Source organism: Sphingopyxis sp. CR5, assembly GCF_059693785.1.
In genome coordinates this window covers 19,356-33,351 of the sequence record NZ_JCATIE010000018.1, presented here as the reverse complement: position 1 = coordinate 33,351, position 13,996 = coordinate 19,356, and the positions used below count along the sequence as shown (strand labels likewise).

Below are 13,996 nucleotides of genomic sequence, written 5' to 3'. Positions count from 1 at the left end.
CGGCACCGGGGCGCCGCTTGCCTCGGGCTACAGCTTCGTCGTCACGGTAACGAGCCCGAACGAAGCGCCGGTGATCGCCCATCTCGGCCATTTCGTCGCCGTCGCGGGCGAAAAGCTGAGCGCGACGATCGAGGTCGGCGACATGGACGAGGATGCGCTCGCCTATATGCTGACTGGCTTGCCGGCTGGCGCGACGATCACGCCGACCGGAGTCTATGGGCGCGCGTTGCTCGAATGGACGCCGACGACCGCGGAGATCGGCAGCTATGATGCGGCGCTGATCGTCACCGACAGCGGCAGCGGCGTCGTCGCCCCGGCCAGCGACAGCCAGGCTTTCCATGTCGTCGTTCGCGCCGCGAACAGCGCGCCGTTGCTCGCCCCCGTCGGCGACAGGACGCTGACCGAAGGCGAAGCATTCGCCTTTGACCTGCGCGGGATCGATTCCGACGGCGATGCGCTGACCTTCGCGATGGAGGGCGATCTGCCCGGCGCGACCCTAGATCCGGAGACCGGTCGCTTCAGCTGGACTCCCGCGCTCAACGCCGCCGGGACCTATCAGGTCGTCTTTGTCGCCAGCGACGGCAACAAGCGCGCGACCGAAAGCGTCACCTTCACCGTCGCCAACGCCAACCAGGCGCCCGAGTTCGTGCCGATGGCGATGCAGTTGCTGCGCGAAGGTTCGCCGACGACGATTCGGCTTGTCCCGGTGGACGGGGACGATGATCCGGTGCAGCTTTCGGTGGTCAGCGGCCTTCCGCAAGGCGCGTTGTTCGTGCCCGCGCGCGGCGAATTGCAATGGACGCCGGGCTTCGATCAGGCGGGCGATCATATCGTCCGCTTCGCCGCGACCGACCCGTCGGGCGCGGTCGGAACGATCGATGTGCTGTTCCGCGTCGCCAATGTGAACCGCGCGCCGGTGATCGACGAGGGCTATCATGCCTTCCTGATCGGCGAGGACAAGAGCTTCATCGTCGCCGCGACCGACCCCGACAGCGACGACACGCTGCGCTTCAGCGCCAAAAACCTGCCCGAGGGTGCGACGCTGGATGCCGAAACCGGCGAATTTTCGTGGACGCCGGGACCGGGGCAGGCTGGCGATTATGTCGTGACGCTTATCGTTGAGGACGGCCATGCGACGGTGCGCCGTTCGGTGCTGATGCGCGCGCAGCTCGAACCCACCGCGCCGCTGGTGCGGATAGAGGCGACGCCCAGCTTTCCCCCGACGCCGGGGCAGAGCGTATTGCTGCACCCGGTCGCCGACAGCCTGTCCGATATCGTTTCGCTGCGCCTGTGGGTCGACGGGCAGGAAATCGCGCTCGACGTCAATGGCCGTGCGACTGTCACGGCGGGCGAACCCGGCAAATATCTGGTGCGGGCGACCGCAGTCGATGCCGATGGCGGCACCGCGACGGTCGAGCAATGGCTCAAGGTGCGCGACCCCGCCGACAAGACCGCGCCGGTCATCGGTTTCGGCAACGGTATCGACGGCATGGTGGTGCGCGAGCAGCTTGCGATCGACGCATCGGTCGCCGACGCCAACCTCGACGAGTGGACGATCGAACTGATCGCCGCCGACGGCACCGTGCGCGAACTGGCGCGCGGCGAAGCCAATGCCAATGGCGACCTCGCAACGCTCGATGGCCGCACGCTTGCCGACGGCTTCTACACGCTGCGCCTGACCGCGCGGGACATCGGCGGCCGGACCAGCGCGGCGAGTGCCGAGATCGAGCTGCGCACCGGCGATGACAAGACCGGTCGTTATCGCTCGACGCATGTCGATCTGGCGGTCGCGCTCGGCGGCGTGCCATTTGCGCTGACCCGTCAATACGACAGCCAGACCGGCGAATGGCGCTTCCTGGGGCTCGACATCGACGTCGATAGCAATGTGAGTGACCTGCCGGGGATCGGCGGGGCGCTGCCGGGTTTCGAACTCGGTTCGCGGGTCGTCGTGACGCTGCCGACGGGTGATCGTGCCGGTTTCGCCTTCCGTCCGGTTGCGGAGACGATCGGTGCCGTCACTTTCTATCGTCCGGCCTGGGTCGCGGACGCCGACGACGGCTGGACGCTGCAATCGGCCGATACCCAGTTGCGCAAGGTTGGCGGCAGCTATTTCGATGTCGATACCGGCCTTGCCTACAATCCCGCCGCGTCGCAGTTCGGCAATGCGGATTATGCGCTGACCGGCCCGGACGGTACAACCTATATCGTCGACAGCAGCGGCGGCACGGTCGAGATCCGGTCGGCGGAGGGGCGGTTGCTCGTCGGCGACGGCGCGATCACTTCGATGGGCGGAGAAGCGCTGCAATTCCTCCGCGATGCGCAAGGCCGCGTTATCCAGGTTACGGGGCCGGACGGCGCCGCGATCGTCTATGACCATGACGAGGCGGGCAGGCTGACCGCGGTGCGCGATCTCGCGACCGGTTCGGCGGTCCGTTATGGCTATGCCGACGGTCGGCTGGCGATCGAAATTCCCTCCGAAGGCAACGGCACGCGTATCGCCTATGGCGACGATGGCGCGGTGACGACCAGCCCGGTTCGCGCCGACCTGGGCACCGCCGCCGCCTTCACCGGCCATGCCATCGCCGGTACCCTCGATGCGGAGGCGAACGACAGCTATGCCTTCACCATCCGCGACAGCGAACTGGCCGGTCCCGCGGGCGGCGCGGTCATCCTGCGCGTCGCGACCAGCGGCGATGCGATTCCGGAAATAGCGGGGCTTTCGGCACTGACCAGCCTCAGGACCGCCGACGGCGGTCGGGTCACCCTGTTCGCGACAAGCGAGGCCGGACTGTACCAGCTGACCCTGACCGGTACCGGCGCCTACCAGGCCGAAATGCGGATTGCGGGCGATATCGACGGCGACGGACGGGTCGATGGCACCGACAGCGCCGCGGTGGTCGCCGCGCTCCTTGGCTCAGATATCGACGGCGACGGCGTGACCGACGCGACCGACCGCCAGCTCGTCGCCGCCTCGTACGGATTCCTGGCCAACAGCGCGCCGGTGATCGCCGACGAGATCGACACGGTGACGACGCACGTCGATTTGCAGGCCTGGGTGCCGCTCGGCGACATTGCGAGCGACCCCGATGGCGACCGCCTCTATTACCGCATCATCGGCACGACCGGCGGCACCGCCGAGCTGACCGCCGACGGCCGATCCTTCATCTTTACACCGGCGGCAAGCTACAGCGGCGGAGCCAGCATCCGCTTTTCGGCTGACGACGGCTTCGGCACCTCGGCCGAAGGGGTTATCGATATCGCCGTATCCGACGCGCCGCTGGTCGCGATCGATTTCGACATCCGCACGCCGAGCTTCTCAGAAGCCGGGCTGGACCTGCGCGTCGGGCTGATCGGCACCTTCGCCGATCAGGACGCCGTCTACCTTCCCTATAATTATGTCGATGCCAGGGTCGGCGACCAGTCGATCGTCAAGCTGCTCGAAGACGGCACGATGCTGTCGGCGGGCGACGGCGCCACCTATCTCCAGGTCACGCGCGGCGACATCTCTGCCGCGACCGCCGTGACCGTCGGCTATGCGAAAACGGGCTTCGACCTGATGACGGCGATTTATGGCATCGACGCCTATCCCGACACGGTGACGATCCTGCCCGACGGTGGCGAGCGGCGCATCGTCACCCGGCTCGATCCCAATGGCGAATTTCTGGCCGACGGCGCCGATGCGGGCACCGTTTACGTGTCGTCCGATACCTCGGTCGTGACGGTCGACGAAGACGGCGTGATGCGCGGCGTCGGTACCGGCACCACGACGGTGACGGTGATCAACGGCTGGGGCGAGGACCGGGTGGTGGTCAGCGTGCTGCCGGCGACGGTGGGCGACGCGGTGACGGTCGATGGCGAAACCGGGGGCATCGTCGAAAATGCCGACGGGGTGCAGATCGCCTTCGGTCCCGGCGGGCTGACCGGTGACGCCGAAGTGACGATCACCAACCTCGACAAGGGCGAACTGCCGATCGCCATGCCGAACGAAGAGGTGCTGAGCTTCGTCGGCGCCTTCGATCTTCAGGTCGAGGGGGGGGAATTCAACGATACGGTGCAGATCGCCGTGCCGGTCCCCGATGGCGTTGCCGAACCGGGCGACCAGCTGTGGTTCTTTACCAACCTGATGCTGCCGCTCGGTGAGAATGGCGAGGATATCGAGGTCTGGACCGTCATCGATTCGGGCACCGTCGATGCCGACGGCATGGCGCGGGTGAAGTCGCCTCCCTATCCGGGCCTCAGCAAGCGGGGCAGCGTCCTGATCGCGCGCGCTTCGCAGCCGGTTCCCAACCTCAATATCAACGTCGGCTTCTCGACGGCGGTGGCGATGGTCTTTGCGCCGGCGATCGGCATCGCTTCGGTCGGCGGCCTTGCGGGCGGCGTGGCGGCGCTGGGTCTTGCGGGCGCCGCGCTCGGCATGGTCGCCATGCCGCTCTTCGCGCAACTCGGCGAGCTTTACGCCTATCGCAAATATGCGGGCATGGACGTCACCAAGATCAAGCTCGATCCGCAGATTACGCTCGAGGACCTGGCGGCGGGCAAGACCATCTATCCCGATTTCCCGCTGCCGCTGGCACAGAGCGACACCGGACCGGTCATCACCGCGGCATCGGTCGAGTTCGCGGGCGACAGCGGCACGCTGGTCGAGATTCGTGGCACCAATTTCCTGAGCGGGATCGATGCCGAAGGCACCGCCGGCGGGCGCGTCGGCGACTTGAAGGTCATTCTGCGTCACGGCACGCAGGAACTGGAGATCGACAGCAGCAAATTCGCCTTTGCCAACGAAGACAATGGTGAAACATCGGTCACGTTCCTGGTGCCGCCGCATGTCCTCCTCGGATCGACCGAAATCTATCTTGAACGGCCGCAAACGGGGTCCGTGACCGGGGCCGACGGCAAGGCGCTGGCGAGCAGCCAGATCGTGTCCAGTTCGCCGGTCGCCATCGACAACAAGGCGGGCTATGGCTTCGTCGGCGATCCGACCGGCGTTGTCGTGATCGACCGCGCCCTGCCGGGTGAGCCGGCGAGCGACGTCGATCAGGCGATCCACCGTATCGAACTCGATGCAACGGTCGAGGATATCGTCGTGACCAACGACCTGGGCGCCGCCTTTGTCGCGACGAACAAGGGAATTGCCGTCATCGACACGTTGTCGTTGCAGCAATATGACGTCAACCCGGACAAAGGCGGCGTCAACATGATCGAGATACCGGGCGGTGCGGTGACCGCGCTCGCGGTCGATCCGGCCAATCGCTATCTGTACGCCGCCGGTCTCGGCAAGGTCTATGTGATCAACATCGACCCCGGACAATCCAACTATCTGAAGGTGCTGCCCTATGGCAGCCACGCCATCGACGTGTCGGTGATCAGCCAAAAGCAAGAGTTCGGGCATATCACCAGCATGGCGCTGAATGCCGACGGCACCCGTCTCTATGTCGGTGTGCCGGTATCCGAAATGTTCGGCGAACGGGCCTGGATATATAATCAGAACGCCGATCCCGGCTTTGTGATGGTCATCAATACCGACGAAACGGACCGGCCCGCTGCGGGGCAGGCCAACACCGGACAGTGGCGCACGATCATCGGCAAGATTCCGGCCGGAATCGAGGTGTTCGACATTCAGGCGACAAGCGATCCCGACCGCATGGTCTTCGTCTCGCGCGGCGACCGCAACCGCGGCGTCCGCACCGTCGAAGTGACCAACAACGCCCCGGGCAGCTTCCAGGCCAAGGTGACGCAGATCGAAACGCGCATCACCGACGTCGAAGTGGGCGTGATGTATCAGCCATTTTCGATCGCCGGCGTCGTGCTCAGCGTCGACAAGAAGCGCACGACCGACGAATCGAGCTTCTCGATCGGCAAGGTGCCCGACCTCAATGTCCATAACGCGTCGGGCATCGCGGTGACGCCCGACCGGCAATATATGTTCGTCGCCGACTGGGGCCTGCCGACGCTCTATTGGTATGGCGGAGAACAGGCGCAGGCGCGGATCAACAGCCGCGGCTTTTATGAACCCAGCCTCGCCGAAGATGTCGACTCGCTTTATGAAATCGGGTCGAAGATCATGATCATCCAGGATCCCTTCGGCCCGAATCCGGTGCTGCTCGGGTCGACGACGCCGGTGCCGATGGCTTTCCTAGAGGATCTGCGCATCGATAGTTCGGGCAAGAAACTCTATGCCTATTATCGCGGCGCCGGCAATGTCGTGGTGATCGACATCGACACGATCCGCGACATCGACGTCACCGACGATCGCGACCGGATTGCGCTCGACAACATCAATTACGGCCACCCGATCTACAGCACGCCGATCGACGTCGCGCGCAACGGCAGCGGTCTGGCGCTTCAGGACGTGATGGCGCTGCGGCTGCTGGCGCCGCTCTCCGAATTCGATCTCGTCAACCAGGACGAAGAGCCGCTGACCTTCACCTGGGAAATCGACACGGATCTCGTGTCCGACAAAAGGGGCTATGCGACCAAATTCTATCTGAGCGCGCTGCCGCCGGGCAAGGGCCTGTGGCCGAAGGACCGGCCGACGACGCGCCATTTCTTCGATTCGGATCCCGATGCGGATATCCTTGCCAAGGATGACTACAATCCCAACCGCATCTTCACGTCAAAGGACCTCACGCCCGGCGCCTATTATGTGAACGCCGACGGCACGGTCGAGCGGACGGGCGACACCGACGACAGGACCTATAAACTTGTCTTCGACGACGGCTATGCGCGCGCGATGACCGCGGGGCAGGAATATTATTGGGGTGTCCAGATGGTCGGCCTCGATATCCGGGAGTCGGCCGCCTTCACGATCCCGGCGGAACGGACCAAGGGCTATTTCAACGGCGTGACCGTGCTCACCCACGGGTTCCAGTTCGGCCTTGCCTTCGACGATGCGCCCTTCGAGCCCGATGGCGGCAACTTCACCGAAATGGCGAAGCTCATCGTCGCGGCAAGCGGCGGCGGGGTCGTCCTCCATTACGACAAGGAAAGCGGGGACTGGATCGACATCGCGAGCGGCAAGCGCAACGCCGCGGCACTGGCCGACGCGAAGGACAAGGGTGTCGTACTGTTGTCCGACTGGAACAAGGAATCGGACATCACCGACAGCGGCTTCGCCGAAGCCGCGGCGGACGCATTGTTCGCGTCGCTCGTCGCCTTGAATGCGGAGACGGGGGGCGATCTGTTCGGCTCGGCGATGCATTTCATCGGCCACAGCCGCGGCACCGTCGTCAATTCGGAGATTATCCAGCGGCTCGGTACCTATTTCCCGAATGCCGGCGGCGAGGGCGGGTTGCAGATGACGACGCTCGATCCGCACGACATGGAGCAGAAGACGCTCAACATCCCGCTCAACATCCTGTTGCCGTTGATCTTTACCGGCGCGGCGGCGGTTGCCGACGTCCTCGCGCCACCGATCGGCGCCGCGCTGACCAGCCTGTCGCTGCGCCTGCCAAAGCTGCTCGCGCTTGCCGACAAGCTCGGCATCGAGCTCGATCCGGCGCCGTTCGGCGACTTCAAGGATCCCGACGTACAGGTCTGGGACAATGTCGATTTCGCCGACAATTATTATCAGGCACTGGCGCGTATGGACCCGCCGACCCTGCCGCTCGGCGAAACGCTGCGCAATCTGGCCTTCACCGTCACCCCGAACGGGCGGTCGCTCGAGAATGATCCCTTCAAGGATCTCGACGCCGACAAGCTGAAGGAATTGCTCCAGGGCAATCCCTTCGCATCCAAAAACAGCGCCGACCTCGACGTGCTGCTCGATGGCCGCTCGGGCTTTACCCAGGACGACGTCTGGCTGCTCGGTTTCGGCGGGCCGCATAGCCGCGTGTGGCAATGGTATGCCGGAACGATCGACGTCAGCGCGGACAATTTCAACGGCTATGCGGTCTATCGGCGCGTCGTCGACGACGGCCGGGGCACCCTGTCGCTTGTCCTGCCGACCGAGGATTTCGGGACGACGCCCTGGTACAGCGTGATTCCCAAGGACGTCACGCAAACCGTCACCAGCGGCACGTCGCGCGGCGATCTGACCGCGGTGTGGGAGGGGATCGGCACGGGCTGGTACTACAGCCCGGTCGGTGGCGGCGCCGAATATTGGGAGCGTGCGGGCGATCGCGTCTCGGTCGCCTATGACAATACGGAAACGACCAGGTCCGACGGGGCGGTGCCGACGATCTTCAACGGCGATTTCGAACAGGGCACGCGCCAGTCGATCTGGAACCTGATCAGCGGTGCCGACCGCGGGCGGTTCCCGGTATCCTATGAACTGCCGGGCTGGTCGTTCCACGGCGGATCGGGGTTCACGCTCGACATCGGGCAGCTTGTCGGCATTTCGACGGGCCCGATGGACGTGTCGGGCCTGATGCTGATGCAGACCGACATCCGCACGGCGTTCAAGGATGGCTTCTCGAAATTCCTCGACGTCTTTGCCGACAAGATCATGAGCTATATCGCCCGCGGCATCGCGGCGAAAAAGGCGGGGCTGCCGTCGGCGCCCCCGGGCGACACGAGCTCGCTCGAATATCAGGCGTGGCTGCTCGCCTATGGCCCCGACAGCCCGGCGGTCAAAAAGGTCCAGTCGGCGCTCAAATTCCTCGAAAAGGTCGACAACTGGATCAAGCTGGCGGTCGATGCGAAGGTCTGGACCGGCCAGACGAAGAGCTTCACCGATGCCTTCACCAAGCTGAACGACCCGACCAAGGCCGAACTCGACGGACTGACCGCGCTGCTCAAGGAAGCGATGGGCGCGATGCTCGACAAGCTGTTCAAGCCCGAATCCGATTTCGCGCTGATCATGGGCGGCGAAAAGGCGGTCGCGGCGCTGATGCGCGGGACGCTCGACAGCTATCAGGCGCTGTTTCCGCAAGACCCCTATGTCAACGCCTTCAGCGACTATTTCGATCATGTGATCGAAAAGGCGGTCGATTTCTCGGGCATCACGCACAACCGCGTCTATGTTCCCGACACTGCCAATTTCCTGACTTTCGAGACGATCTCGCCCTGGCTGATGACCCCCAATGTCGAGCTGGTCGTGACCGTCACTCCGGTCGACGGATCGCTCGGCACCTATACCAAGCATATCCGGTTGGAACCCGGCTTCATGGAAAAGACGGAGCATGTGCTCGAACTGCCCGCGGCCTATCGCGGCAAGATCGTCACCTTGAGCTTCGAGCATCGCAACAGCGAGGAAATCCTCGACTTCATCACCGACTGGGAAAACCCGCAGGATATCGACTACCGGCTTCTCTTCGAGTTCGACGAATATAGCTATGCCAGCCTGTCGTCCGACGCGAAGCTGGTGCTGGAGAAGCAGGCGGAATGGGTGTTCAACCATCCCGAGGCGACGAAGATCCAGATTCTGGGCTATACCGACCCGCGCGGCGACGACGCCTATAACTACGAACTCGCCCTGAAGCGGGCTCAGACGGTTACCCATTATATCCGGCAGTATCTGATCGATCATGGCGATGATCCTTCGCGCGTTGTCGATCCCGTTTCGATGGGCGAACAGGAAGCCTCCGAAATACCGGGAACGGGCGGTGAGAAATGGGACAATGATCGCCGCACCTCGATGCAGGTGAAGTTCGAGCGGCCCGGGGGCGGCACCGATGTCGATCCGGCGACGCTGGAACCGATCAGCCAGATATTCTTCCTCGACGATATTCATTTCCGCCTGATCCCCAACGGCGATCCGCTGGAGATCGAAACCGATGCGATGATCACCACGCCGGCGCCCGCGATCACCGCCGACGATGCGCTGCCGCTGTTCGACGTGGCGCGTAACGCGTGGATCGACAGCGACCTGTTCACCGGCGTCGCCGAACTGCTCGAAACTGTCACCGTCGAGGTGCGTCCGCTCGCCGACAAGGCGCTGGCGTCGTTCGCCGACGGCGTGCTGACGATCGACGACGATGCCGGCGGCTATGGCTGGTTCATCGACGCGACGCCGGGAACGGCCGAGGAGTTCACGCTCGGCACCGCCGACCACCTGCTCGTTGCGGCGCCCGGTAGCGAGGCCGCTGGCCGCGTCGACCTTTTGACGGTGATGATGCACGAACTCGGACACGGCATCGGTCTGGCCGATGTGCCGCGGACCGAGGATATGCGGTTGATGAGCGCGACGCTCGGGCTTGGCGAGCGCCGCCTGCCGAGCGCGCTCGATCGCGACGTCAATCCGGACGCGGCGGCCGATGCAGCGGCTGAGGGCGATGATGGCGAAAGCGTCCCGACCGTCGTTCTGCCCGCGGCACCGGAAACGGTTGCCGGTGCGGCGTCGAGTTCGACCGGTCTGATCGCCCTTGGGGGTGCAGCGACGGGCGCGCTCCTCAACGGCGATTTCGCCGCGGCGGGCGATTGGGCGACGACCGGCGGCGCACTGCTGACCGGTGGTGAGGCGGTGCTGACCGAAGATGCGCGCTATCTGACGGCGCTGCGCCAGTCCTTCGCGATTCCCGATGGCGCCCGCACGCTCAGCTTCACGATCCGTTCGGCGGTGCTCGGTGCCGACGCCGACCTGCCGCCCGACGCGTTCGAAGCGGCGCTGATCGATCCGGTGACGGGCCGGTCGCTGCTCGGCGCACTGGGAGGGCTCGATCTGACCGACGCTTTCCTGAACCTGCAGGCCGACGGCAGCCTCTATCTCGCGCCTGGCGTCACGGTCAGCGGCACGCCGGGCAGCGGCGAAGCGATCGTCACCATCTCGCTCGAAGGTGTTTCGCGCGGCAATGGGGCGATTCTCTCGTTCGACCTGATCGGAATGGGCGCGCAGGACAGCCGCGTCGCGATCGACAATGTCGTCTTCGTCACCGCGCCCAACACGCCACCCGTCGCGCGCGACGACAGCGTCGCGGGCGAAGAGGATCAGCCGACCAGCATCGACATGCTCGCCAATGACGGGGATGTCGACGGCGACCCGCTGACGGTCGCAATCGTCGCGGGACCCGCGCACGGGACGCTGACGCCGCCCGAAACGGCGGGCGGTGCGTGGCTTTATACGCCCGATGCCGATTTCGCCGGTGCCGACAGCTTCACCTATTCGATCAGCGACGGTTTGAGCCTGCCCGTGACGGCGACGGTCTCGATCAACGTCGCCGCGGTCAACGATCCGCCGGTGCTGGAAGCGATTCCCGATCAGAGCGTTGCCGAAGGCACGCTGCTGTCGCTGCCGTTCGCCGCCAGCGACGTCGATGATGCGGCCGAAGCGCTCACCTGGTCGCTCGTCGCGGCGCCCGAGGGTGCGACGCTGACCGACGCCGGCTTGTTCAACTGGACCGCTGCTGAACCCGGCGATCGGACGGTGACGGTGCGCGTTACCGACGCGGCGGGCGCGTCGAGCGAGCGTAGCTTCCTGTTGCGGGTGACGCCGGCGGGCAATGCGATTCCCCAGTTCGCGCCGATCCCGGCCCAGCGCGTCGCGCAGGGCGAGGAACTGGCGTTGGCGCTGACCGCGACCGATGCCGACGACGAAGCCGATACATTGGTCTATTCGCTCGTCGATGGGCCGGAGGGCGCGACGGTATCGGCCGATGGCGGCTTCCACTGGATCGCGACCGCCGCCGCCGGGACGCGCGAGGTGGTCGTGCAAGTTACCGACCCCAAGGGCGCGTTCAGCCAGCAGCATTTCCTGCTCACCGTCGTCGCGGTGCCCAACGAGCCGCCCGTCCTCGCCCCCGTCGCGCCGCAGAGCGTCGAACAGGGCATGGAACTGGCGCTGACGCTGGTCGCGAGCGACGCCGATGATGCAGCCGATGCGCTGGTCTATTCGCTCGTCGCCGGGCCGGAGGGGGCGGCGGTGTCGGCCGATGGCGATTTCCGCTGGACCGCCAGCGGCGCCACCGGGACCCGCGACGTGACGGTGCGCGTGACCGACCCCAAGGGCGCGACGAGCGAGCAGAGCTTCACGATCACGGTGGTCGCGGTTCCGAATGACGCACCGGTTCTGGCGCCGATCCCGGCCCAGAGCGTCGAGCGGGGCAGGGAAGTGGTTCTGACGCTGACCGCGACCGATGCCGATGATGCCGCCGACACGCTGGTCTATGCGCTGGTTGCCGGGCCGGAGGGCGCAACGGTATCCGCCGACGGGCAGTTCCGCTGGGTCGCTGCGGGCGATGCCGACGTGCAACAGGTGACGGTGCGCGTCACCGACCCCGACGGGGCCGCCAGTGAACAGAGCTTCGCGATCACGCTGCTTGCGCCGCCGCTGCATGCGCCGGTGATCGCGCCGGCGGCCGATGTCGAGGTCGATGAAGGCAGCAGCGTCTCGGTCCGTCTGGAGGCCAGCGATGCCGATGGCGCGGTGGATGATCTTGTCTGGACGCTGCTGTCGGGCCCCGAAGGGGCGTCGCTCAGTGCCGACGGCCTGTTCACCTGGACCGCGGTTGATGGCGACAGTGAGGCATCGATCGTCGTGCGCGTCACCGACGCCGACGGCCTGTCCGATCAGGTCGCCTTCACGATCCACGTTGCCGACGTTGCACCTACGCTCAGCGTTTCCGGAGCCGACAGCGGCCGTACGGGGCAGAGCTATACGGTGATGCTCGGCGCCATCGATCCGGGCGACGACACGCCGGTCGAGTGGCTGATCGACTGGGGCGACGGTACCGCCCCGACGCGCGTCGCGGGCGACGCGGCGGATGCGAGTCACGCCTTTGCGGTCGCGGGCGATTATGTCGTCCGGGCGACGCTGGTCAACGACGACGGCCATTTTGACGCCGCGCCGCTGCATGTTGCGGTGGCAGCGCCCCCGGCGCTGCGCGTAACGCAGGCCACGATCGACGAAGGCGTTGTGTCGGTGCGCTTCTCCGAAGCTCTGGCGCAGAATGCGTCGGGTCGCGTCGTGACGCTGACCGGCGAGCGTTTCGGGTTGATTGCCGCGACGATCGCCTATGACGGCGATGGCCGGGGCTTCGTGCTGACGCGTGCCGACGGCAAGCCGCTGCAATATGATCGCTACAGCCTGCTGATCGACGACGCCTATTTCCTCAGCGCGGACGGCGTGATGCTCGACGGCGATGCCGATGGCGTCGCGGGCGGCGATTATCGGGCGGCGATCCTGTTCGCGCAGCCGGCGTCGGGCACCGCAGAACTGCCCGACTTCATGCGCGGACCCGGCGAGCATGTCGATGTGCCGCTAGAGGACGCGGCAGGGTTGCAGGTGCGCTTCACCAGCGAGGGCGGGGTGAAGACGCTCACCTTCCGCGTCACCTATGATCCGGCGTTGCTGCGTATCGACGGGGTGCTGCGCGGCGCCGATCTGCCCGACGGTGCGACGGTCGATTACCGGACCGAGGCGGCGCCGGGCGGCAAGCGCGTGGCGATCATTTCGGTGGTCAGCGATACGCCGATCGCCGCGGGCAGTCGCTGGCTGCTCAGCCTGGACGCCGAAGTGCCCGCGAGCGCGCCCTATGGCGCGAGCGAGATATTGACCGTCGCGGTCGACACCATCAACGCGGCGGCCCCGTCGGCAACGCGGATCGACGAAGCCTTCCAGTTCGTCGGCTTCCTGGAAGACGGCCAGTCGTCGCCGCTCGTCGCCAGCCTGTGGCAGACGGGTCGAACGGCGTCCGGCCTGCCGGTGCTCCCGTCTTGGACCGCCAAACGGCCCGCCTTCGACCCGATCGCCTATGGGACCGAAGCGGCGGTGCGCAAATGGGCCGAGGACATTCACGCAACCGCCTCTGGAAAGACGAAGAAGGCAAAGGCGCTCGCCGATGCCAAGACGAAGGCAGAGGCCAAGGCAGCGGCGAGCGGCGAGCGGCATGAGGCGCCCGGCGCTCCATCCGGGGATATCCCTGCGGCGCACCTCGATTTCGATGCGGTGCCGGCGGCGCTGACCCGACCCTCCCAACCCGAAACAGCGGCTGCGGACACCGGGCTGGCGCGCCTGCTCGCCGACGCGGACGGCGGTTTCGACCTGTTGCCTGTGATGCTGCCGGCGTTGCTGATCGATCCGCGCGACCGGCCGCGCGCGAAGAGGCGGCGTAAGCGGACATGA

1 protein-coding gene (running past one end of the window) is annotated in these 13,996 nt (G+C 65.8%); it reads left to right on the top strand.

From position 1 onward, the window contains the following. Positions 1-13,996 carry the 3' portion of a putative Ig domain-containing protein gene (locus AC58D2_RS19875; protein WP_497392773.1) on the top strand. 23,228 nt of this gene lie to the left of the window's left edge, so 13,996 of the gene's 37,224 nt are visible here — the last part of the coding sequence; its start codon lies beyond the left edge, outside the window; the stop codon is at positions 13,994-13,996.